Source organism: Enterovibrio coralii (assembly GCF_001559595.1).
GTDB lineage: Bacteria > Pseudomonadota > Gammaproteobacteria > Enterobacterales > Vibrionaceae > Enterovibrio > Enterovibrio coralii.
The window spans coordinates 30,880-55,258 of sequence record NZ_LNTY01000054.1 but is presented as its reverse complement, the minus strand read 5'-3'; the positions used below and the strand labels follow the sequence as shown (position 1 = coordinate 55,258).

The 24,379-nt window shown below is 51.4% G+C and carries 18 protein-coding genes and 4 pseudogenes; 18 read left to right on the top strand and 4 right to left on the bottom strand.

Going from position 1 to position 24,379, the window contains the following annotated elements; translation table 11 throughout:
- Positions 1 to 123: 123 nt before the first annotated feature.
- The 5 genes and pseudogenes from ATN88_RS20070 (at position 124) to ATN88_RS20050 (ending at position 5,719) form a co-directional block, all read left to right on the top strand.
- A pseudogene (locus ATN88_RS20070) lies at positions 124 to 1,973 on the top strand (protein-disulfide reductase DsbD).
- Between the two features lie 135 nt (positions 1,974 to 2,108).
- Positions 2,109 to 2,747, top strand: a complete 639-nt coding sequence (locus ATN88_RS20065) for a response regulator transcription factor (RefSeq protein WP_067419418.1) — start codon at positions 2,109 to 2,111, stop codon at positions 2,745 to 2,747.
- A 340-nt stretch (positions 2,748 to 3,087) separates the two neighbouring features.
- Positions 3,088 to 3,354, top strand: coding sequence for a DUF4212 domain-containing protein (locus ATN88_RS20060; protein ID WP_067419417.1), 267 nt, complete (start codon positions 3,088 to 3,090; stop codon positions 3,352 to 3,354).
- A gap of 13 nt (positions 3,355 to 3,367) precedes the next feature.
- Positions 3,368 to 5,094, top strand: a pseudogene (locus ATN88_RS20055) (sodium:solute symporter family protein).
- 127 nt (positions 5,095 to 5,221) lie between these two features.
- Positions 5,222 to 5,719 carry a hypothetical protein gene (locus tag ATN88_RS20050; protein WP_067419416.1) on the top strand — a complete coding sequence of 166 codons (498 nt, stop codon included), beginning with the start codon at positions 5,222 to 5,224 and terminating at the stop codon, positions 5,717 to 5,719.
- A 17-nt stretch (positions 5,720 to 5,736) separates the two neighbouring features.
- On the opposite strand, the gene ATN88_RS20045 is transcribed toward ATN88_RS20050, so the two are convergent.
- From ATN88_RS20045 to ATN88_RS20035, 3 genes and pseudogenes are all read right to left on the bottom strand, one after another.
- Complete coding sequence (locus tag ATN88_RS20045; protein ID WP_067419415.1) at positions 5,737 to 5,949, bottom strand: hypothetical protein; 213 nt, start codon at positions 5,947 to 5,949, stop codon at positions 5,737 to 5,739.
- Between the two features lie 2 nt (positions 5,950 to 5,951).
- Positions 5,952 to 9,399 (bottom strand): annotated as a pseudogene (locus ATN88_RS20040) (hybrid sensor histidine kinase/response regulator).
- 127 nt (positions 9,400 to 9,526) lie between these two features.
- Positions 9,527 to 10,723, bottom strand: a complete 1,197-nt coding sequence (locus ATN88_RS20035; protein WP_083539548.1) for a 3-phenylpropionate MFS transporter — start codon at positions 10,721 to 10,723, stop codon at positions 9,527 to 9,529.
- Between the two features lie 206 nt (positions 10,724 to 10,929).
- Between ATN88_RS20035 and ATN88_RS20030 the strand changes: the two genes are divergently transcribed.
- The 13 genes and pseudogenes from ATN88_RS20030 (at position 10,930) to ATN88_RS19975 (ending at position 24,042) form a co-directional block, all read left to right on the top strand.
- The gene (locus ATN88_RS20030) at positions 10,930 to 12,732 is read left to right on the top strand and encodes a DUF294 nucleotidyltransferase-like domain-containing protein (RefSeq protein WP_067419414.1); all 1,803 of its coding nucleotides are present in this window, start codon (positions 10,930 to 10,932) and stop codon (positions 12,730 to 12,732) included.
- Position 12,733: 1 nt separating this feature from the next.
- Positions 12,734 to 13,357: a 3'-5' exonuclease gene (locus ATN88_RS20025; RefSeq protein WP_067419413.1), complete on the top strand. Its 624-nt coding sequence runs from the start codon at positions 12,734 to 12,736 to the stop codon at positions 13,355 to 13,357.
- Between the two features lie 184 nt (positions 13,358 to 13,541).
- Positions 13,542 to 15,029, top strand: a pseudogene (locus ATN88_RS20020) (acetate--CoA ligase); the annotation flags it as partial.
- A 9-nt stretch (positions 15,030 to 15,038) separates the two neighbouring features.
- Positions 15,039 to 15,593, top strand: coding sequence for an AMP-binding enzyme (locus ATN88_RS29020; RefSeq protein ID WP_408607724.1), 555 nt, complete (start codon positions 15,039 to 15,041; stop codon positions 15,591 to 15,593).
- A 394-nt stretch (positions 15,594 to 15,987) separates the two neighbouring features.
- Positions 15,988 to 16,443, top strand: coding sequence for a type II 3-dehydroquinate dehydratase (aroQ, locus tag ATN88_RS20015; protein WP_067419412.1), 456 nt, complete (start codon positions 15,988 to 15,990; stop codon positions 16,441 to 16,443).
- 26 nt (positions 16,444 to 16,469) lie between these two features.
- On the top strand, positions 16,470 to 16,940 hold the full coding sequence (gene accB / locus ATN88_RS20010; RefSeq protein WP_067419411.1) for an acetyl-CoA carboxylase biotin carboxyl carrier protein: 471 nt from the start codon (positions 16,470 to 16,472) through the stop codon (positions 16,938 to 16,940).
- A 12-nt stretch (positions 16,941 to 16,952) separates the two neighbouring features.
- Positions 16,953 to 18,299, top strand: a complete 1,347-nt coding sequence (gene accC, locus ATN88_RS20005; protein WP_067419410.1) for an acetyl-CoA carboxylase biotin carboxylase subunit — start codon at positions 16,953 to 16,955, stop codon at positions 18,297 to 18,299.
- Positions 18,300 to 18,460: 161 nt separating this feature from the next.
- Positions 18,461 to 18,742: a YhdT family protein gene (locus ATN88_RS20000; protein WP_067419409.1), complete on the top strand. Its 282-nt coding sequence runs from the start codon at positions 18,461 to 18,463 to the stop codon at positions 18,740 to 18,742.
- Positions 18,735 to 20,189, top strand: coding sequence for a sodium/pantothenate symporter (panF, locus tag ATN88_RS19995; RefSeq protein ID WP_067419408.1), 1,455 nt, complete (start codon positions 18,735 to 18,737; stop codon positions 20,187 to 20,189). Before ATN88_RS20000 ends, panF begins: the two co-directional genes overlap by 8 nt.
- Before the next feature lie 155 nt (positions 20,190 to 20,344).
- Positions 20,345 to 21,229: a 50S ribosomal protein L11 methyltransferase gene (prmA, locus tag ATN88_RS19990; protein ID WP_067419407.1), complete on the top strand. Its 885-nt coding sequence runs from the start codon at positions 20,345 to 20,347 to the stop codon at positions 21,227 to 21,229.
- 148 nt (positions 21,230 to 21,377) lie between these two features.
- Positions 21,378 to 22,343: a tRNA dihydrouridine synthase DusB gene (gene dusB, locus ATN88_RS19985; RefSeq protein WP_067419433.1), complete on the top strand. Its 966-nt coding sequence runs from the start codon at positions 21,378 to 21,380 to the stop codon at positions 22,341 to 22,343.
- 22 nt (positions 22,344 to 22,365) lie between these two features.
- A complete protein-coding gene (gene fis / locus ATN88_RS19980) occupies positions 22,366 to 22,662 on the top strand; it encodes a DNA-binding transcriptional regulator Fis (protein ID WP_002542007.1) in 297 nt (98 codons plus the stop codon).
- A 201-nt stretch (positions 22,663 to 22,863) separates the two neighbouring features.
- Positions 22,864 to 24,042: a glycosyltransferase family 4 protein gene (locus tag ATN88_RS19975; protein ID WP_067419406.1), complete on the top strand. Its 1,179-nt coding sequence runs from the start codon at positions 22,864 to 22,866 to the stop codon at positions 24,040 to 24,042.
- 58 nt (positions 24,043 to 24,100) lie between these two features.
- Here ATN88_RS19975 and ppnP read toward each other — a convergent pair whose 3' ends face one another.
- Positions 24,101 to 24,379: a pyrimidine/purine nucleoside phosphorylase gene (gene ppnP, locus ATN88_RS19970; RefSeq protein ID WP_067419405.1), complete on the bottom strand. Its 279-nt coding sequence runs from the start codon at positions 24,377 to 24,379 to the stop codon at positions 24,101 to 24,103.

Sequence of the window (24,379 nt, the reverse complement as noted above, 5' to 3'; positions counted from 1 at the left end):
GGCTCCTCGGAGCCCTTTTCTTTTGCCTCAAATTTGCATTCTTCTGGAAACGATTTCGGGCTTGTCCGGTCTCAGTGATATAGTTCCTTTAATGCTTATTCTTAAACCATTTTGATGAAGGCCATGTCGACAATAGGCACCCGAATATTCGCGATTTTTGCGCTAGCACTTTTTAGTGCCCTCCCAGCGAAAGCAGAGTTTTCGCTGTTCAACAGCCCCACTCCACAGGTTGGCAATGCGCCGTCATTTGTCCCTGTCGATCAGGCGTTTCCGTTCAATTTTACCCAGCAAGGCGATCGGGTTTACCTCGATTGGCAAGTTCTGCCGGGCTACTACCTCTACCAAGACAAAATCGAAGTCACACCGAGTGCTGATGCCCAGATCGGGCCTTTGGATATGCGCCAAGGTCAGCCGTATCACGATGAGTTCTTTGGCGAAGTATCGATTTACAAACAGCCTCTGACGGTGACGGTGCCATTGCTGGCATCAACCGATAATTCGTCGCTGAAAGTGACGTATCAAGGCTGCGCGGAAGCGGGGTTTTGTTATCCGCCAGAATCCATCACCATCCCGCTCTATACGGTCTCTGGCGCAGCGTCTGACTCAGGCAATACACCAAACAAGACCGAAACGGCTACTGAGCTTCAAGCCAAGACGTACAAACTTCAGTAAGCCCCGCGACAGTCAATAAGGTGGCACCTGCGACAAACAGTTCACAAACCCAAGTCGGTAGCCTGAGTGACAATTGGTGGCAGCCGCTGCTGTTTTTGGGATTGGGTATTGGCCTTGCCTTCACACCGTGTGTATTGCCTATGTATCCCATTCTGACGGGGATAGTGCTGGGTGGCGGTAAGAAATCACACGGTCAGACTTTCCGTCTTTCCATGCTTTATGTGCAAGGTATGGCACTGACCTACACCCTGCTCGGCTTGGTAGTGGCATCGGCGGGTTTGCAGTTTCAGGCGGCGTTCCAGCATCCGTATGTGCTGATGGGCTTGAGCGGCCTGTTTGTCCTACTGGCACTGTCGATGTTTGGCGTGTTTAACCTGCAGTTACCCGCTAGTTTGCAAACCAAACTCAGCGAGATGAGCAACCAACAGCAAGGTGGCAGCAATCTCGGTGTGTTCTCCATGGGTGCAATTTCCGGTTTGATTTGCTCACCGTGCACCACCGCGCCGCTCTCCGGTGCACTCTTGTATGTGGCGCAAAGTGGCGACCTGCTAACCGGTGCTGTCACCTTGTACGCACTGGCACTGGGTATGGGTATTCCGCTTATCCTTGCCGCCATGTTTGGCAACAAGCTGCTGCCAAAAGCAGGCGCATGGATGGATCGCGTGAAGACCTTCTTTGGTCTGGTCTTGCTTGCTGCACCTATCTTCTTGCTTGAGCGTCTGCTACCTGAAACCGTGAGCGTGTGGTTGTGGGCGGCGTGGATGCTGGTCTCGCTCGGCTGGCTGTATCACATCAGCCGTACACTTCAGCCAGGCAAGCTGGCGAGCACCTTGGGCATCATTGCCATTCTGGGGTTGAGTGGCGGTGCGGTGTATACCTACAACGCCATGTTTACCACCAGTGCAAAAGCAGAAGTCCCGTCGGTGGAGTTCATCAAAATCTCCACCATTGACGATCTCAACCGCGAGCTGGCATCAGCCAAAGCCGCAGGCAAACCCGTGATGCTGGACTTCTATGCCGACTGGTGTGTGGCATGTAAGGAGTTTGAAAAGTACACCTTCCACAACGCTGAGGTTGCGCCAGAGCTGCAAAACTTTGTGTTGCTTCAAGCAGATGTCACGGCCAACCGTCCACAAGACATCAAACTCCTGATGTCTCTGAATGTCTTAGGGCTACCAACACTGGACTTTTGGGATGCCAACGGCGACCCACTACCGGCAGCACGACTGACGGGTTTTATGGAAGCCAACCCGTTCCTTACCCATCTTGAGCAAAATCAGCTGATTAAATCCAAAGGCTGATTGCAGACAAACTTGATCCTCCCGACATTGCCCACAAATGGCGGGGGATCAAGCTCTTACTTCCCGCTTATGCAAATTGATCAATCCTTCTGTGAGTGTTAGCGTTTTTGTTAAAGAGGTATTAACGAATTCGCTATGGACGCTCAATACACTATCGTCATCGCTGATGATCACCCGCTGTTTCGCAATGCGCTGTTTCAATCGGTGCACATGGCGATCAGTGGAGCCAACTTGTTAGAGGCCGACTCGCTCGACAGCCTTAGCGCGTTGCTAGAAAAAGAAGCCGACATCGATTTGTTACTGCTCGATCTTAAAATGCCGGGTGCCAATGGCATGTCTGGTCTTATCCAACTTCGCGCGCAATACCCTGAACTGCCTATCGTGGTGGTCTCTGCCAGTGAAGAAGCCTCGGTCGTTCGCCAGGTCAAAGCCAACGGAGCCATTGGCTTCATCCCCAAATCCAGCGACATGCGTGAGCTGGTCAGTTCATTAAATACCGTGCTTGAAGGTGAGCCCTGTTTCCCTGAAGGCATTGATTTTAGTGAATCCAGTGAAGAAGAAACCTTGCTGGAGAAAATTGCCTCGCTAACCCCACAGCAAAACAAAGTGCTTAATATGCTGTCAGACGGCTTGCTCAACAAGCAAATTGCTTACGAGCTGGACGTATCAGAAGCCACCATCAAAGCGCACATGACAGCGATTTTCAGAAAGCTGGGTGTGAAAAACCGCACACAAGCGGTGATCCTACTGCAGCAGATCGACCTAGATCAGTAAGCGCAGCTGCCGAACCTCAATGTTAGGATCCTTGCTTTTCTCGCTAACATCCTAATTTGATGCCACTTTCCCACTTCCGGTTGATACGTTGCATTCGTTGCAGTCATTCCCTTGCCCTCTATCAGACACGCCATTTTCTCTTAGCCTAAAGCCTATTAGACCTTTGGCTAACTTAACATCCCATTAACACCATCAATAGTTGCCAGTCATCACATAAAACCCTGACATAACAAGCTTTGTGACCAAAAGCCGGTCGACTAAAGTTGCAGTGTTTCCTTGAAATAACGCTGCTATTGTCAGGGCGTAACAATCCGTTAACGTGTCTGATAAGGAGATGGCAATGGCGTTCGAAACAAAGGAACAGTCACAAGCCTACTGGAACAAGAACCTCAAGCTAATGGTTATTCTGATGACCATTTGGTTTGTCGTGTCGTTCGGTTGTGGAATCCTGTTTGTAGACGCTCTGAATACGATTCAGATCGGTGGCTACAAACTCGGTTTTTGGTTTGCCCAGCAAGGCTCAATCTATGTCTTCCTCGGCATTATTTTCGTTTACGCGCGTCAAATGCGAAAGCTTGACCGCGAATTCGGCGTAGACGACGAATAAGGGGAAAAGGAAGATGGATCTTAAAACGATTACCTACCTCGTTGTAGGTGCCACATTTGTCCTGTACATCGGTATCGCCATCTGGGCGCGAGCAGGATCAACCAAAGAATTCTACGTTGCTGGCGGTGGTGTAAACCCTGTTGCTAACGGTATGGCGACAGCGGCGGACTGGATGTCAGCAGCATCGTTCATCTCGATGGCGGGTCTGATTGCCTTCATGGGCTACGGCGGCTCAGTATTCTTGATGGGCTGGACGGGCGGCTACGTTCTGCTGGCACTGCTGCTTGCACCTTACCTACGTAAGTTTGGTAAGTTCACCGTGCCTGAGTTCGTCGGTGAGCGCTTCTACTCCAACACTGCCCGCATCGTTGCGGTTGTGTGTCTGATCATCGCCTCTGTTACCTACGTTATCGGTCAGATGAAAGGTGTTGGTGTTGCTTTCGGTCGCTTCTTGGAAGTGGACTACGCAACAGGTCTTGGCATCGGTATGTGTATCGTATTCATCTACGCGGTATTGGGCGGTATGAAAGGTATCACGTACACCCAGATTGCGCAGTACTGTGTACTTATCCTTGCATACACCATCCCAGCGGTCTTTATTTCTCTGCAACTGACGGGTAACCCACTGCCACAACTTGGCCTTGGCGGCACCATGCAGGTACAGATGTCTATCTGCTCGACAGGCTCGATCAGGTGGTGACAGAGCTCGGCTTTACTGAATACACAACCTCAGTGCGTGGCGACACACTCAACATGTTTGTCTACACCATGTCTCTGATGATCGGTACCGCGGGTCTGCCACACGTTATCATCCGTTTCTTCACGGTACCGAAAGTGCGTGATGCACGTACGTCTGCAGGTTGGGCACTGTTCTTCATCGCGATTCTGTACACCACTGCACCTGCAGTTGCTGCAATGGCGCGTCTGAATCTGATGGACACAGTAAACCCAGCATCAGGTCAAAACCTGGCATACGATGAGCGTCCTGACTGGTTTAAGAACTGGGAGAAAACTGGACTTCTTGGCTTCGATGACAAAAACAACGACGGCAAGATACAGTACACCTCTGACAGCGCGACGAACGAGCTGAAAGTTGACCGTGACATCATGGTTCTGGCGAACCCTGAAATCGCGAAACTGCCTAACTGGGTCATCGCACTGGTTGCTGCGGGTGGTCTGGCTGCTGCACTGTCAACGGCCGCAGGTCTCTTGCTCGCTATCTCGTCGGCGGTATCGCATGACTTGATTAAGGGTGTTATCAACCCGAATATCTCGGAGAAGAGTGAGCTGATGGCGAGCCGGATAGCCATGATATTCGCTATCGGTGTCGCGGGTTACCTCGGCCTTAATCCGCCTGGGTTTGCCGCCGGTACGGTAGCACTGGCCTTCGGTCTGGCCGCTTCGTCCATCTTCCCGGCTCTGATGATGGGTATCTTCTCAAAGACCATCAACAAAGAAGGCGCAATCGCAGGTATGATTGCAGGTATCAGTGTCACCCTGTTCTACGTATTCCAACACAAAGGCATCCTGTTTGTTGCTGATTGGAAATACCTGCAAGATTGGGGCAGCAACTGGTTCTTCGGTATCGAACCAAACGCGTTCGGTGCAATCGGTGCCCTGTTCAACTTCGGTGTGGCTTACTTGGTATCTCGCGTAACTGCGGAAACCCCACAAGAAGTGAAAGATCTGGTTGAACACGTACGTGTACCATCAGGCGCAGGTGATGCTCAGTCGCACTAATAAAATGTCGGCTTTGCTAAGCGTCACGTAACCGTGAAAAAGCCCCGGCTCGGGGCTTTTTTTATCTCTCGGCTAGGGTATTGTTTAGCCGTAAGCCCAAGGATGGAAGCGTACTACGCCAATAATTATGTTTAAAAACAAGCATGTGATTTTAGCGATGATCGTTGCGCCAATTTTGGCCATCATCGCCTACTTCGGGGTTGACCTGGCAGTGAGTGAAAAGCCGCTTACCGCACAAGAAGGGGAAACCTACAAACTCGCCGCACGTTCAAACTGTCGCTACACCAGCGGACTGTGCTCTATGGTAAACGGAGATTTCAAAGTCGAGCTTCGCTCTGAAACCCTGACTGAAAACGCCGTGATCCTGAAATTGACCTCAGATTTCCCGCTTGAAGGGGCCAAGATTGGCCTGGTTCAAGGCAAAGAGCAGGTAACCTCTCCTGTTGATATGGAGAAAAACAACGCTTCGGGTCAAGAATGGATGGTGGATTTGCCCGCCCCTAGCAATGAGGAAAGCGAGCTTCATCTGGTGGTGAAATCACAGGGAACCCTTTACTACGGCGAAGCACCAACAACCTTCGTGGAATACAAAACCTTCTTCACAGAAGATCAGAAAAGCCAGTAATCCCGCCTCACACTGACTTAAACGAGATAGAGTTTGGCAGCTTTAATCACTGCTGCCACTCTCGCCTCGTGCTCTTGCTCGGTCAGCCAGAAGCTCACGTCCATCCACCCGTCTGTCCCCATCATGGCCAGCTCGGTAATCTGGATCTCTGCGGTGAGCGGATCCCATAGCCCTTCGGCGCGGATCAATCCAGCTTCGGTGTCCAATCGCGGTATTGAAAAAGCTTCCATGGTCAGTTCACTCCCTGCTGTAGCAGTGCACGTAGTTTTATTGGTTTAACAGGCTTGGCAATGTAGCTAAATCCTTGCTCACGGATCATCTGGCGCGTTTCCGGTGTTCTATCCGCGGTAATGATCGCGCCAGTAAACCCATCGCCGAGCAGCTCACGACAACGCTGCAAAATATCCAAGCCTGTGAGAGACGGGGCCAAATGGTAATCACTGAGTATGACATTTGGATTCCAGCCATCTTGAAGCAGGTTTTCCACCTGCTCCATGTCTTCGGCTACCTGAACTTGACAACCCCATCGCGTCAAAAGACTTTCCATGCCTGTCAGTATGTCTTTTTCATTATCCACACAAAGGACATGCACCCCAGCCATTGGCTCGCTATTTTTCGGCTGCGCATCAGCTTCAACGCTTGTGTCTCCTACAAGAGGCATTACCGTCGCGCGGTGAGCGGTAATCGAAAAGACGGTGCCTTCTCCCGGCCACGAGCGCAGCCCCAACGGCTGGGTGAGAATGCGGCTGATCCCGCGAGCAATCGCGAGCCCAAGTCCTAGCCCAAGCTCCGCACCTTTGCGATCAATGCGGGTAAACTCATTGAAAATATCTTGCTGGCGATCTTCAGGAATACCGGGGCCGTTATCCCACACCTCAATGCGCACCTTGTTGCCTTTGCGGCGTGCTCCAAGCAGTACACGGCCATTAGGATTGTAGCGAAAGGCGTTAGTCAGGAAGTTTTGCAGCACGCGACGGAGCAAACGCTTATCCGAGCGGATACGAATGCCGGTTGGTTGAACGCGAAAATCCACGCCCTGCTCTTTGGCAATCATGCCAAACTCAGCTGCCAAGGTGGAAAACACCTCATCAATCGAGAAGTCGCTCACTTTGGCTTTCATCTTGCCCGATTCCAGACGAGAGATATCAAGCAAGTCACTGATAAGATCTTCCGCCGCCCCCAGCGCACTTTCGATGTGTGAAGACATCTTCTGCACATCTTTATCCTGTGCCATTTCACTGAGAGAGGAAGCGAAAAGGCGCGCCGCGTTCATCGGCTGCATCAGATCATGGCTTACCGCCGCCAAGAGTCGGCTTTTCGATTGCGACGCTTGCTCGGCTTTCGCGTGGCAGAAAACAGTCGGCGGTTCAGGGTTTCAAGCTCTTGGGTACGCTCAACAACACGCGCTTCCAATGTTTCATTCGATTGCTTCAAGGCTTCTTCGGCATCACGGAAGGCAGTGATGTCGGTAAAACTCATTACAAAGCCGCCGCCCGGCATGGGGTTGCCTTGCACCTCAATCACGCGTCCATCGGGGTGTACGCGCGATGAGGTATGAGACGAGCCTTGGCGAAGGTAAGAGACACGCTTTTCTACGTGCTCTTCAATATCACCCGGACCACACAAACCACGCTCTGCGTTATAGCGCACTACATCCGCAATAGGTCTGCCCACTTGGATAAGATCGGGCGGGAACTTGAAGAGCTCAACATACCGTTGATTCCATGCCACCAGCCTGAGTTGTTTATCCACCACCGAAATACCTTGGCTGATATGCTCGATCGCACCTTGTAAAAGACCGCGGCTAAAGTCGAACAGCTCGGAGGCTTCATCGACGATAGTGGCAATTTCCTCAAGCTGCATGTTTCGACCTTGCAGTGCCGAGGTTAATACTAGCTTGGCTGACGACGCTCCAAACACACCGGCGAGCACACGTTCGGTATGACGAATCAGAGCTGCACTGGCCTGTTGCTGCGGCAATAAGGTTTCACCACGCTGCTCGGCAAACATGCGGAAGTTTGGCGCATGCGGGTGCGACCCACAAACGTGCCGCCAGCATTTCAAGCTCTGCCACTGTCACGCGGCTTTGATAAAGGCTGGAATCATCCCCTTCTGGCAGCGGCGTGCCGACAAAGCTTGCAGCTTGTAAGCGTTCGCTTAGCGAAGGGCGCGTGGCCATTGAAACCACCACAAAGCAGGCGGTATTGACCATAACGCTCAGCACCATGCCCCAATCCACCGGACTCAAGGAGCGGAAAAACGGCACGTCTGGCGGCGATAGAATCCACAGCACCAAGTTGCTGTGCGCGTCCCCGGCCAACATGCCCGTTTGCATCATCAAGGTCATCAGCCAAACGATAAAGCCTGCAAAAAGCCCGGCATAGACCCCTTTCTTGTTGGCTTGTCGCCAGTAAATCCCCGCCACCAGCGGCGGTGCAAACTGCGCTATCGCAGCAAAGGAGAGAAAACCAATCGCAGACAGTGAAGGCACTTCGAGGATGAGCTGATAAAAGCCCCACGCTGCAATCAAAAGCAGGAAGATCAGCGCGCGGCGGACATTGAGGAGAAGCCCAGAGAATTGGGTGAAATTGCGGTTGGAAATGCGCATCCGGCGCAGCAACTGTGGCAACACCAGATCGTTAGAGACCATGATGGCCAAAGCGATGGTAGAAACGATAACCATGCCACTGGCCGCCGATGCGCCGCCCAAAAAGGCCAATAATGCGATACTTTCATTGCCCATCGCGAGCGGCAGTTGAATCACATGGGTATCGGCAGATGCTGACGGCAGGAACACTTGCCCTGCATAAGCCAGCGGCAGTACAAACATCCCCATCAACAATAAGTAAACCGGGAACACCCAACGCGCCGTGTGCAAGTCCTGCGCCCGGGCATTTTCCACCACCATGGTATGAAACTGGCGCGGCAGACAGATGATAGCCGCCATGGTGAGTATGGTGTGCACCAATAAAGAGCCCCATTGCGGCGTGCCGACAACGTTGGTTTCTTTTAATGAAGGCAAAGGCACGGGTGCTTCCCACAGCAAGGTCACAGCAAACACACCGACGACCAAAAATGCCACTAGCTTGACGATGGACTCAAACGCCACCGCCATCATCATGCCGCGGTGGTGCTCTGTCGAATCGATGTGTCGTGTCCCAAAAAGGACGGTAAACATCGCCAACGACACACACACCAACCAAGCAATTTGTCCCTGATTAAGCCCTGCTTCTTTACCGATATCGGGCGCGACTACATCCAGCCCCATGGTGATGCCACGAAGCTGCAACGCGATATACGGCAAGATACCGAGCACCGCGATGATGGTGACCATGACGCTAAGCCTTGTGATTTTCCGTAGCGCGCCGCGATAAAGTCAGCAATGGAGGTAATGTGCTCGCGCTTAGCGATCAGAATAATGCGGGCGAGAAAACGCCAGCCAATGGTGAATACGAGGATCGGAGCAAGATAGATAGGAAGGAAGGACCAAGCTGACTCGACGCCTGCCCAACGGTGCCGAAGAAGGTCCAAGACGTACAGTAAACGGCGATGGAAAGGCTATAGATATAGGGTCGCCAGCCACGCAGCCATCGCGGGCGATTATCCCCATACCAGGCGATTAGAAACAAAACGCCTAAATACGCCAGTGCCACCGGCACCACTATCCATCCTACTGACATAAATCCTTCCATGATATGCAGTTATGGGTAACGGCCTCAAAGCGAGGCGCGTTGTTCATCCAAGTGCTTGTTTACCATGACACTCGCATCACAACAACGCCACGCTTTCGCGCCGTGATGGAGCTCTCTACTCCCCTTGCGCGATTTCTGCAGATTTCGCGGTAACCCCGACGTTCTGCTCCTGATTTTTCGGTAAGGTCAGGAACAACGCAGGCACACCCAACGCCGCCATCACGTAGAAAGCATCACCTTGTAACCATGAATAAAGCTCGCCGCTCACCATGGTAAGGATCGCCATCACTGCGCCCAGCGGAATCGCGTTGTACAAAGCTTGCATCGCCATCAACTTGTCAGACGGTTGATGCTGGATATAGCGCATGGCCGCAATGTGCGCCAAACCAAAGGTGACGCCATGCAGCGATTGTGCAAACACCAGCACACCCACGTCGATTGACCAGCCCGTCAGTCCCCAGCGAACAATCACAGCGAGAGCCGCGAGGCGAAACAAGGATTGCACTTGCCAATGGCCAAACAGACGACGGCTTAGCGCAAACATAGTGACTTCCACCACCACACCGATACTCCAGAGGTAGCCGACAACCGCGTCTGATACCCCTGACTTAATCCAGTGGACAGAGCTGAACGCATAGTACGCAGCATGGCTACCTTGGATGAGCGACACCAAAAGCACAAAAACCAGCACTTCTTTCGAACGCATCACCGCAGAAAGCTTCGGCCTGACAGGTTGGGTTGCCGTGTCGTTTTCTGGCAACACGCTTGGTTTCAGAAGCGTCCAGAACCCCGTTGCCAATAAACCAAACGCCGCTAGCAAAATGATGGCTTGCGGGCCAAACACTTCCACCATCTTGCCCGTTACGGTAGAGCCCAGCACAAAGGCAAGCGATCCCCACAAGCGGGTTTTTCCGTAATCCAAAAGATTACGCTGGTTGTAGTGATTCGCGAGTGCATCTGACACAGGCACGGAAGGGCCAATCGAGCAGTTGATCAGCACGGATAAAACGGTCAGCCACAATAAATCTGGCGTCGCCGCCAAATGAAGAAAACCGAACATGGCACCGACAAAGGAGAAAAGCCGGATGGCGGGCAACAAGTGCGTTGGCAGGTGAAAACGCGGCGTGACACAAAGGTTCATCACAAAGCGGGTCATGACACCCGCACCAATCACGATACCAATGTCATCAGCGGATAGCCCCATATAGGCGAGCCACACCGACCAAAACGGCAAGTAAACACCGTAGGCGAAGAAGAATGTCCCGTAATAAATGGATAACCATGAAAAGGGAGAGGGACGGAAAATGTTCAACGAATTGCATCCTAGAAAAGCACTGAAAAAGTTGCGGCTATTTTGACAGCGAAGCGGTCTAACTTACAGCGAGTTTAGTTCCAAAATCACGCTGACACTGCCTATTTTCATAGACTAAAGTCGGCTGGCGCGCTCTGGTTTGCTAGGACACACTGAGTGAAGACGATGATGCAAATACTGCGTATGTTTTTGTAAAGGAAAGACCTATGCCTGAACCCTTTGATCTCTCCTCTCCACCATTCAACCGTTTAAATGGGCAACAAGCGAAATTGCTGACGTCTTCATTAGATGTGGCGTATTTTCGCCGTGGCGATGTGATCATTGATAAGGAACAGGCGAACGAGTCTCTCTATGTGGTTATTAAAGGGCGGGTTCAAGAAATTCACCCAGAGACTAAAGAGGTGCAGGCGCAGTACATAAAGGATGATTTGTTCAACGCCAAAGCTCTGATTAAAGGCCACGCGCACCACCGCTACCGCGCCGTCGAAGACACCTTATGTTATGTCCTCCCCAAGCGCGTGTTTATGACGCTCCATCGGGAAAACACGGCTTTTTCTGACTACTTCAGTACCAGCTTTAGCCAACGCAAACGGCTGATGGAAAAAGCGCAGCAGCAACAAAATCTCGCCGAATTTATTCTGACTGAAGTCGATGAAAGCAACATCCAGCCGATTCAAACCATCGCGCACAGCACCTCGATTCACGATGTGACACGTATGCTGAGAAGGCATCGACAAGATTGTGCCTTGGTTGCCTTAGAAACCGGAGAGAGCGAGGTGGGTATTATCACCCGCACTAACCTGCTTCATGCGCTAGTCGAAGATGAAAAAGCCCTGACCGATCCGGTTGGCGACATCGCCACATCTCCAGTCATTGGGGTCGAGATTGGTGAATACCTGTTTAACGTGATGATTTTGATGACCCGTGACCGCGTCAAACGCGTGCGCGTCACCAAGGACGGTGAAACGGTCGGCATGCTCGACATGACCCAAGTGCTGAGTCTTTTCTCGACCCATTCTCACGTGTTAACGCTGCAAATCAATCGCGCACATACCATTGAGGAACTCGCTCTCGCTGCCAACAACCAACAGCAACTGGTGGCGACGCTCACCAATAATGGCATCCACACACCGTTTGTGATGGAGCTGATTTCTGCCGTTAACGAGCAAATCATCGAAAAAGCCTTTCAACTCACCATGCCGGAAGCCTTTCAGTCCAAGTGCTGCCTGTTTGTGATGGGGTCGGAAGGACGCGGTGAGCAGATCCTCAAAACCGATCAAGACAACGGGCTGGTATTGGCTGACGACACCCATTGGCCTGACATTGAACATTACATGGACCGTTTCAGTGAAGTGCTAAACCGACTCGGCTATCCGCCGTGTAAAGGTGGCGTAATGGTCAATAATCCGCGCTGGGTGAAATCGCAATCAGAGTGGAAGTCCACCATCAGTGCACTTTGCAAAATCTCCGATGAACGCAGTTTGATGGATCTCGCCATCATCGCTGACAGCAAAGCCGTTGCGGGCAATAAAGCCTTGTTAGACCCCGTGATGCAACGCCTTCGTGAAACCTTGTCAGGCAACATGCTCGCCCTCAACACTTTCGTGCGTCCTTGCCTTGCTTTTCGCGTGCCATTGACGCTTTTCGGTAGCCTCAAGACAGAAAAGGAAGGGCTGGATATCAAAAAAGGTGGCATCTTCCCGCTTGTTCACGGCATTCGCACGCTGGCACTGGAAAAAGGCCTCACGGAAACCAACACCTTCGAGCGTCTTACTGCGCTTACCGCGTGTAATGCGTTGGATGAAGAAACGGCGAGCAACTTGGCTGAGGCCTTGAAGCTTTTCGTCAAAACACGCCTGCAACAACAACTCGATAGCGAAAGCCACGGCAGCAATCAACTCGATGTGTCGAGGCTTTCCCGCAGTGAACGCGACTTATTGCGAGATTGCCTGTCTGTCGTCAAACGCTTTAAAGAGCGCTTGGCCTCTCACTATCAGGTGAGGGATTAACATGAATCCTTTCACCCGATATTGGTATCGCTACAAGTACCGACAGACCATCTATGCGCCGCTATTCGACAAGCCCTCGCATGAAGAACTGGTTGCCCTCGATTGCGAAACCACCAGCCTAGACCCTCATAAGGCGGAACTTGTCAGCATCGCTGCGATTAAAATTCGCGGCAACACGCTGGTGACCAGTGAGCCTTTGGTCCTGTCACTACGCGCGCCGTCTTCGCTCAATGCGCAATCGGTCAAAGTGCATGGCATTCGTCATCAGGATTTGGTTAACGGCATCAGTGAGAAAGATGCCATGCTTCGGCTGATTAATTACATCGGCAACCGCCCCATCGTGGGTTATTACATTCACTATGACAAAACCATTCTCGATCGCTACGCCAAACGTCTTCTCGGATTTAAGCTGCCCAACGCAGAAGTGGAAGTGAGCGACATGTATCGCAAGCGTTTAGAACAAGCCCTGCCAAATGCCTACTATGATTTGAGTATGGAGGCGATAGGACACCACTTAGAACTGCCACTGTCTGGACGGCATGATGCACTTCAAGACGCCATCAGTGCGGCCTTGATTTACGTGCGTTTAAAATACGGGGATGTGCCAATCCCCACTTATTACTAAATTGTGCGCAACACCTTGCATTCAAATGCGAGGCAGAACACGAGTTCAGTGGCGTGGGTTCACAATTCTCAGAGAAATCGTAAGTGTCATCCTAAAGTCTAATTGTCGAGAAACCCCAACTGACCGACCTTATTAGGACGCAATTGGATTACCGTACCCTGTCTTATACCAATCTGAGTAGGTAATGAGTCAGAAGCGACTCAACGATTCGTCTGGTTGGTTTCGATTACTGCAGTCAAAAAAAAGGATGTGCTCAAAAGCACAACGCAGGAACACAAGGAGAAAGAGAATGAGTGAGGTTCACCTGCACCCGGTCATGCCGGACATTGAAGCAAAAGCCCACGTAAACAACGACCAATACCGTGAAATGTACCAACAGTCTGTTGTTAACCCTGAAGGGTTCTGGCGTGAGCACGGCAAGATCGTAGACTGGATCAAACCTTTCACTAAGGTGAAGAACACTTCTTTTGACACCGGCCACGTCGATATCAAATGGTTTGAAGACGGCACGCTCAACGTGTCTGCAAACTGTATCGACCGCCACCTTGAAACCAAAGGCGACCAAGTGGCGCTGATTTGGGAAGGTGATGACCCAGCCGATGACAAAACCCTGACTTACAACGAACTGCATATCGAAGTGTGTAAGTTCGCCAATGCTCTGAAAGGCCAAGGCGTGCGCAAAGGCGACGTAGTCTGTCTTTACATGCCAATGGTCATGGAAGCGGCGATCGCAATGCTTGCATGTACTCGTATCGGTGCGGTTCACACCATCGTATTTGGTGGCTTCTCTCCAGAAGCGCTGGCGGGTCGTATTGTCGACTCTAACGCCAAAGTGGTCGTAACAGCCGACGAAGGTGTGCGCGGCGGCCGTGCGGTACCGCTGAAACAAAACGTAGATGCGGCACTGGCAAACCCTGCCGTTAATTCTGTTGAGAAAGTGGTGGTTTACCAACGCACTGGCAACAACATTGAGTGGGTGTCTGGCCGCGACGTATGGTGGCATGATGCGACAGCAGTTGTTTCCGATAACTGTGAACCAGAAGAGATGAACGCAGAAGATCCTCTGTTCATCCTTTACACCTCAGGCTCTACCGGCACGCCAAAAGGCGTTCTTCACACCACAGGTGGCTACTTGGTTTACGCCACCATGACCTTCAAATATGTCTTCGATTACCAAGAAGGCGAAGTGTTCTGGTGTACGGCGGATGTGGGTTGGATCACCGGCCACAGCTACCTGATTTACGGACCACTGGCGAACGGCGCTAAAACCATTCTGTTCGAAGGTGTGCCGAACTACCCTTCCACCGCGCGCATGAGCGAAGTGGTCGACAAGCACCAAGTTAACATCCTTTACACTGCACCTACTGCCATTCGCGCGCTGATGGCGAAAGGCAACGAAGCGGTGGAAGGTACTAAGCGTGACTCGCTGCGTATCATGGTTCAGTAGGTGAGCCTATCAACAGAAGCGTGGGAGTGGTACTACAAGACAATCGGCGACAGCAAGTGTCCTATCGTGGATACCTGGTGGCAGACCGAAACTGGTGGCATCTTGATCACCCCACTGCCAGGTGCAACTGCCCTGAAGCCAGGGTCAGCAACCCGTCCGTTCTTCGGTGTTCAACCTGCGCTGGTTGATAACATGGGTAACATCATCGAAGGTGCCACCGAAGGTAACTTGGTGATGCTGGATTCATGGCCGGGCCAAATGCGTACCGTTAACGGTGACCATGAGCGCTTTGAGCAAACCTACTTCTCTACCTTTAAAGGCATGTACTTCACCGGTGACGGTGCACGTCGTGACGAAGACGGTTACTACTGGATCACTGGCCGTGTGGATGACGTACTGAACGTATCAGGTCACCGCATGGGTACTGCAGAAATCGAATCTGCACTGGTTGCGTTCGACAAGATTGCTGAAGCGGCGATCGTAGGCGTACCGCATGACATTAAAGGTCAGGCGATTTACGCGTACATCACGCTTAACGCGGGTGAAGTGCCAAGCGCGGAGCTGACCAAAGAAGTGAAAGATTGGGTGCGTAAGGAAATTGGTCCTATCGCAACGCCTGACTTCATTCACTGGACAGATGCCCTGCCGAAAACACGTTCAGGTAAGATCATGCGCCGCATTCTGCGTAAGATTGCAACGGGTGATACTGGCAGCTTGGGTGATACATCTACGCTGGCAGATCCAAGCGTGGTTGATAAGCTTATCGCTGAGAAATCGAGCGTGGTTTAATCGCCCATTGATAATGAAAAGGCCGCATTTTGCGGCCTTTTTTGTGTCTATTTCTCACCCTTTTGACGGGTGAGCATACGGTCAACTTTACAGAAACGTCGCCGAAATTCGCTGATAGCGCGCAATGTGGGACGGATTTAACACTTTCTTTCTCAGAACTGTTTATTTTCTGAACTCTTTACGCAAACGCTATGTCATAAGACGGTAATCTATATCCGGAAATGGCAAAATATGTCTGATAAGACCAGTATTTTGCTGCCATTTGCGGTGATTTCTCTATAATTGCGATTCAGTACATGGCTGGAGTGCCATTTTTACGGTTCTCAAACCACTTGGTGCCAGAAAGCAGAAATTAGGGACTTTTCGCAACAAGAACAGGAACAAAGCGATCAAGATGACAGAAAATCGCAACGTTTTACTTCTCAACGGCCCCAACCTCAACATGCTGGGCGTTAGAGAACCAGGACACTACGGACAGAAGACTCTCGACCAGATCGTATTCGATCTGACCGCGCTCGCTTCACAACTCCAGTTGAATCTGGCGCACGTGCAGTCAAATGCGGAACATGTCTTGATTGAAACCATCCATCAAGCAATGGGCAATGTTGATTTCATCATCATTAACCCAGCCGCCTTCACGCACACCAGTGTAGCACTCAGAGACGCAATTCTGTCTGTTGGCATCCCTTTTATTGAGGTGCATTTGTCCAACGTTCACGCACGTGAACCTTTCCGCCATCACTCTTACTTCTCCGATAAAGCCGAAGGCGTCATCGTGGGACTAGGACCAGATGGCTACGAATTTGCTTTGAGGGCAGCGGCAAGCCGTCTGCAGTCAAAGACCAACTGAACAACATATTGAAGAGATAAGACACCATGGATATTCGCAAGATCAAAAAACTGATTGAACTGGTTGAAGAATCAGGTATCGCTGAGCTAGAAATCTCTGAAGGTGAAGAATCGGTACGCATCAGCCGTGCGACCGCTCCTATCGCTGCACCTGCACAAGTTTACGCTGCACCAGTACAAGCAGCAGCTCCTGCGCCAGCTCCAGCTCCAGTAGCAGCAGAAGCACCAGCGGCAGCAGCTCCTGCTGCACCAGCAGAAGTGGCAGGTCACAAAGTATTGTCTCCAATGGTAGGTACTTTCTACCGTTCACCAAGCCCAGAAGCGAAATCGTTCATTGAAGTTGGCCAATCTGTAAACGTTGGTGACACTCTGTGTATCGTTGAAGCGATGAAAATGATGAACCAAATCCAAGCTGACAAAGCGGGTGTGGTTAAGGCAATCCTGTGTGAAGACGGCCAGACCGTTGAGTTTGACGAAGCACTGATCATCATCGAGTAATCGAGGACAGCTATGTTAGATAAAATTGTCATCGCTAACCGCGGTGAAATTGCGCTTCGTATCCTGCGTGCGTGTAAAGAGCTAGGCATCAAAACTGTTGCTGTACACTCGACCGCTGACCGCGATCTGAAGCACGTATTGCTGGCAGATGAGTCTATCTGTATCGGTCCAGCTTCAAGCGTAGAAAGCTACCTGAACATTCCTCGCATCATCAGTGCAGCGGAAGTAACTGGCGCGGTGGCTATCCACCCAGGTTACGGCTTCCTGTCTGAGAATGCGGATTTCGCTGAGCAAGTTGAGCAGTCTGGTTTCATTTTCGTGGGTCCTCGCGCTGAAACTATCCGTCTGATGGGTGACAAAGTGTCAGCTATCAACGCGATGAAAAAAGCGGGCGTTCCATGTGTACCAGGTTCTGACGGCCCACTTGATGACGATGCGTCTCGCAACAAAGCGTTCGCAAAACGTATCGGCTACCCAGTGATCATCAAAGCATCTGGCGGCGGCGGTGGTCGTGGTATGCGTGTGGTTCGTTCTGAAGCAGAACTGACTGACGCAATCGCTATGACCCGCGCAGAAGCAAAAGCAGCGTTCAACAACGACATGGTTTACATGGAGAAATTCCTAGAAAACCCACGTCACGTTGAAGTACAGGTTTTGGCTGATGGTCAGGGCGGTGCAATCCACTTGGGTGAGCGTGACTGTTCTATGCAGCGTCGCCACCAGAAAGTGGTAGAAGAAGCACCAGCACCGGGTATTACCGCAGAAATGCGTAAGTACATCGGTGAGCGTTGTTGCCGTGCATGTATCGAAATCGGTTACCGCGGTGCGGGTACCTTCGAATTCCTGTACGAAAACGGTGAGTTCTACTTCATTGAAATGAACACCCGTATTCAGGTTGAACACCCAGTAACTGAAATGGTGACCGGCGTAGACCTGATCAAAGAGCAACTTCGCATTGCTGCCGGCCAACCACTGTCATTCACGCAAGATGACATCCAAATCCGTGGCCATGCTATCGAGTGTCGTATCAACGCTGAAGATCCAGTTCGCTTCCTGCCAAGCCCAGGTAAGATTGAACGCTTCCATGCGCCAGGCGGCATGGGTGTGCGTTGGGAATCGCATGTGTACTCTGGTTACACAGTGCCACCACACTACGATTCAATGATTGGTAAGCTGATTTGTTTCGGTGAGAACCGTGACGTGGCGATTGCACGTATGCGTAACGCGCTGCAAGAGACCATCATCGACGGCATCAAAACCAACATTCCTCTTCAGCTGGAAATCATGAAAGATGAAAACTTCCAGCACGGTGGTGCGAACATCCACTACCTAGAGAAGAAATTGGGGCTGCAAAAGTAATCCCAACACCGCTCGATAAAGCTGCGCTTGCGCAGCCTTTTCTTTTTCACTCTCCGCACCGCTGTCACATTTCGCCGACATTTGTCAAAATAGGCGACCTTAATTTCCTGTATGACGAAAGCAGTCACGCTCTTTTGCGTCACGCTGCTTGGAGGCTTCTAATGAAAACGCTTAGCAGCCGCTACCGCCAGGCACATAAAGAAGCGAAGTGGGCCATTGCCCTCGCGCTTGCCTATTTCCTGTGGTGGTACGGTTTTGCCTATGGCTTAGCTCCGGAAGGCATTGATCAAGCCATGCCAGAACTTTACTTTGGTTTGCCGCTCTGGTTTTTGATGGCCTGTGTTATTGGCCCCATTTTGTTCACCGTGCTCTGCGCACTGATGGTGAAGTTCCTTTTCAAAGACATGTCGCTAGATATCGAGCAGGACCCAGAGAATGAATAGTCAGCTTCTTATTCCTATGGCTCTGTATCTGGTTGCCGTTTTTGCTGTTGCGTTCTATTCACGCAACAAAGGAGACCGCAGTGGCGGCTTCCTCAATGAATACCTGCTGGGCAGTCGCAGCATGGGCGGCTTTGTGCTTGCCATGACCTTAGCAGCCACCTACGCCAGTGCCAGCTCCTTTATCGGCGGCCCAGGTGCTGCGTACCAAATGGGCTTGGGCTGGGTGTTGCTCGCCATGATCCAATTGCCCGCCGCTTGGTTAACGCTGGGTGTGCTCGGCAAGAAATTCGCCATTGAATCTCGTCGCCACAGCGCGCTGACGCTCAATGACATGCTGTACGCGCGCTACAAAAACCGTGGTGTGGTCATCTTCGCGTCACTGGCACTGCTCTTGGCGTTTTTCGGCACCATGGTGGTGCAATTTGTCGGTGGCGCACGCCTGCTGCAAACCGTCACGGGCCTGTCTTACACCCACGGGTTGATGCTATTCGCCCTGACCGTTGGCGTCTACACCACCATTGGTGGCTTCCGCGCGGTGGTGATGACAGACACGGTGCAAGGTATCATGATGATTGTCGGTACCATTGCGCTGCTGATTGGTATCGTTCACGCAGGCGGCAGCTTGGGTGAGATGATCACTAAGCTTCACGACATCGATCCAGCACTTGTGACACCTTATGGCCCGAATGAGTTCCTCACTGAACCTTTCATGCTGAGCTTCTGGGTATTGGTCTGTTTTGGTGTGATTGGTCTGCCGCACGCAGCCGTTCGCTGTATGTCTTACAAATCGAGTGGCTCGCTTCACAAAGGCATGGTGATCAGCACAGCGATGGTGGCTTTCCTAATGCTGGGTATGCACCTGGCAGGCGCGCTGGGGCGCGCAATCGTGCCGGAAATTGCTAACCCTGACCAAATCATGCCGACGTTGATGATGACAGTGCTACCGCCTGTGGTTGCTGGCATCTTCTTGGCGGGGCCAATGGCTGCCATCATGTCGACGATTGACTCCCAGCTCATTCAAGCCTCTGCGACCTTGCTAAAAGATTTGTACCTCAACTACATCAATCCGAAAGCGGCCAGTGCACCAGAAACTGAAAGCAAGCTGCCGACGCTGTCTTTGTGGGTCACCGGTATTTTCTCACTGCTTGTGTTTGTTGCTGCCACCAACCCGCCGGATATGATCATCTGGCTAAACTTGCTCGCGTTTGGCGGCATGCAGGCAGTATTCCTGTGGCCACTGATTCTGGGGCTTTACTGGAAAAAAGCGACCGCAGCTGGAGCCCTTTCTTCCATGGTGACAGGCCTTGGCTCTTATGCCGCGCTGTCCACCTTTAAGCCAGACATGGGTGGCATTCACGCTATCGTGCCATCGCTGGCTATCAGCTTGGTGGCGTTTTTGATTGTTAGCACAGTGCAACATCAGCAAGGCAAGGCCGTCGAAGCCTGAGCAAACTCACCACGAAATCACAATGGGCAGCGTAATCTGCCCATTTTTTTTGGGGTTTCTTACCAATGACCTTACGCATACCTATGCGACCTGACTACTTTTTATGCTAGACTCCGCCCCCTAAAAACGTAGTTAGACGAATAAGTGAAGAAACCATGCCTTGGATTCAAATCAAACTGAATGCGACCGCAGAAACCGCTGAAGCAATTGGCGACGTGCTAATGGATGAAGCCGGTGCCCTGTCAGTGACTTTCCTTGATGCCAAAGACACTCCTGTTTTCGAGCCTATGCCGGGCGAAACCCGTCTGTGGGGCGCAACAGATGTTGTGGCACTGTATGACGCAGAAGCTGACATGGATGCTGTCGTGGCGATCCTGAAGTCGAGTCCGCTGCTGGGCGAAGATTTCGCGCACAAGATTGAGCAGCTGGAAGACAAAGACTGGGAACGCGCTTGGATGGATAACTTCAAGCCTATGCAGTTCGGTAAGCGTCTTTGGGTTTGTCCAAGCTGGTGTGAAGCACCCGATCCTGATGCAGTAAACATCATGCTGGATCCAGGTTTGGCGTTTGGTACAGGTACACACCCTACAACGTCTCTTTGTCTAGAGTGGTTGGACGGTCTGGACTTAACTGGCAAAACCGTTATCGACTTCGGTTGTGGTTCTGGCATTTTGTCGCTGGCAGCGCTTCTGCTAGGCGCAGAGAAAGTCATTGGCATCGATATCGACCCACAAGCGTTGCAAGCGTCTAAAGACAACGCAGAGCGCAATGGCGTTGCGGATCGTCTTGAGCTGTACTTGCCGAAAGACCAGCCTCAAGATCTGAAAGCAGAAGTGGTTGTCGCAAACATCCTTGCGGGCCCGCTTCGCGAGCTGTCTTCTATCATCAAAGGCTTGGTTGCGCCGCAAGGTGTATTGGCAATGTCTGGCGTGCTGGACTCTCAAGCTGAGTCAGTCGCGGACTGTTACCGTGATGAACTAACGGTTGATGAGATCGTTATTAAGGAAGAATGGTGCAGAATCTCTGCACACCGCGCCTAAAGATCATATTAATTGAGCGTTTTTTGTACTAAAAAATTGAATTATTTGGCTTTTTAGAAAATCAAGATAAAACGCTCAAATATTGGCCTTTTCAGACTGGGAAAAAATGCGTAAAATGCGCGCCCTTGCTGACATAGAAGGTGTTCCCTTGCAGATCGGACCTTACAAACTGGAAAACACGCTTATCGTTGCGCCCATGGCTGGTGTAACCGATAGACCGTTTCGTGAACTTTGTTTACGCCACGGTGCAGGTATGGCGGTGAGCGAAATGATGTCTTCCAATCCGGCGATGTGGCATACAGCCAAATCGAAAAACCGAATGGTTCATCTGGATGAGAAGGGAATTCGCTCTGTACAGATAGCTGGTGCAGAACCAGCACTGATGGCAGATGCCGCGCGCTATTGTGTTGAGAACGGTGCGCAAATCATCGATATCAACATGGGCTGCCCGGTAAAAAAGGTCAATAAGAAGCTGGCTGGATCAGCGTTGTTGACCCGACCAGATATCATCGAGCAGATCCTGAAAACAGTCGTTAAGGCGGTTGACGTTCCCGTCACGCTGAAAACACGTACAGGTTGGGATACGGACAACAAAAACTGTGTCCAAATCGCCAAAATGGCCGAAGACTGTGGCATTCAGGCGCTGGCCCTTCATGGCCGTACGCGCGCTTGTATGTATAAAGGGGAAGCCGAGTACGACAGCATCAGAGCGGTCAAAGAAGCGATCTCCATCCCCCTTATCGCTAACGGGGATATCGATTCGCCTCAGAAAGCCAAACACGTGCTCGACTACACAGGTGCGGATGCGTTGATGATTGGTCGCCCAGCACAGGGGCGTCCATGGATTTTCCGCGAAATCCAGCACTACCTCGCTACCGGCGAAGAGCTTGCTCCACCGCCGATGGAAGAGGTCCAAACAATTTTGTTGGGTCATGTTCAAGAGCTTCACCAGTTTTATGGTGAACTCAAAGGTCTCCGTATCGCACGTAAACACGTGGGATGGTACCTGAAAGAACATGATCAAATTGGCGATTTTCGCCAGGCTTTCAACGCTATCGAAGACGCTCATGAGCAAATCGATGCGCTGCAAGATTACTTCGAAAACGTTGCATAAATACGAGAAGAGCTGACAGAGTATGTTCGAACAAAACCTGACTTCAGAAGCATTGACAGTGACTACTGTGACTTCACAAGATCAAATCACCCAGAAGCCACTGCGTGACTCAGTAAAAGCCTCCCTGAAAAACTACCTAGCGCAGTTGAATGGCCAGGAAGTCAACGACCTGTACGAGCTGGTACTGGCAGAAGTTGAGCAACCACTGCTGGACACCATCATGCAGTACACTCGCGGTAACCAAACTCGCGCTGCAACCATGATGGGTATCAACCGTGGTACTCTGCGTAAGAAACTGAAAAAGTACGGCATGAACTAATTCAGCTGTCTTACAGTTTTTCGCAAAAGCCAGGCTCTTGAGTCTGGCTTTTGCTTTATATGCCCTTTATAAAATCCCTCACAACAAAACCCACACCTCTCCCCTGCCTCTTAAAGTCGCTTCGTTATATACTCCCACTACAATTGGGTCGTCCGCATTCACGACCGCTTTACTTTGCGATATTTCAGCCGGGAGAAACTCATGGGGCAGAGCCAAGCCACCCAGGATAACCACACCATCGCCGACACCAATAAGCCAGCGATTTTGCATATCTGCCTGTCTACAGGCTGGGGTGGCCTTGAGATGTATCCTTCTCGCATGGGTAAAGAGTTCGTTGAAAAAGGCTATCGCGTCTATGGCCTTGCGACTGAAAACTCGCGCGTTGCCAAGGCGATGACAGACGCAGGCATGGACGTTTTCACTGTGCCGAAAAAATCTGCCCTGTTTGGCCCGACGCTACTGACACTCAACCGCTGGCTGAAAGAACGCAATGTGCAGATTGTTCACTGTCATAAGTCAGGAGACATTCTGATCTCGGCGTTGCTGAATATGCTGCAGCCTCGCTTTACGGCGTTCACTGAACACATGGGCGTGAAGCGCCCGAAGAAAGATATTTACCACCGCTGGGTTTACCGCCATGTGGATCAGGTGCTGTCTATCAGCAACGAAACCTATCAGCGCAATATCAAGGCGTTGCCAGTCTCAACCGACAAGATTGAAAGACTTTGGCTCGGCACTTACATCGAAGACAAAACCTTCAGCGAAGATACGCGTCCACATGTACTGGCAGACGAATACGGGCTTGCTCACGACACCCGCTTTATCGGCTCGGTCGGCCGTATTTGTGACGGCAAAGGTCAAGCTGACTTATTGGCAGGGTTTGAACGGATTGCCGATGCCTACCCTGACTCCCATTTGGTGCTGATTGGTGGCCTCAACGGAGACGAAGGGGCTGACGTGGCGTTTTCTGAGAAACTACAAGCACTGGCAAAGGCATCACCTTTTGCCAATCGTATTCATTTGGCGGGCTATCGCAGTAACGTAGGCACCTTGCTTGAAGAAATGCAGATTGTCTGCCTGCCTTATTGGAATGAAGCGTTTGGTCTGACGGCCATCGAAGCCATGGCGCAAAACTGTGCGGTGGTCGTATCCAACACCGGCGCATTGCCGGAAATTTTGGAAGACACAGGCGTGTATTGTACGCCGCAAGATGCTGCCTCAATTGCTGAGGCCTTGAAGCAGTATCTGGATGAACCCGCGCTGTTGGCAACAAACGCGAAAAACGCTTACCAACGCGCACTGGCACATTTCTCTATGCAAGGCCATGCCGACAAGCTAGAGCAAATTTACCAACGTGGCGTGGCAGCTAAAAACGTTTGAGCCAGAGACTAAAAACAGAAAAAGCGCCCATCGGCGCTTTTTTCATGTCTGGCGAACCTTATAGGTATTCGCAGAGGTATGCGGTTGTTTGTTCAACCTTCACTTGGAAAGATGACTCGCCCGGGACTTCAAAATCGTCACCTGCGCCAAACGTCAGCCAATCAATGTGGCCTGGCAGCTTAACGGTCAACTCACCTTTAATGACTTTCATACGCTCAGGGGCTGCGGTGCCAAAGGTGTATTCACCCGCTTCCATCACACCAATACTCACTGGGCCTTTGTTTTCAAAACCGATCGACTTTACGTTACCGTCGAAATACTCGTTAACTTTTAACAT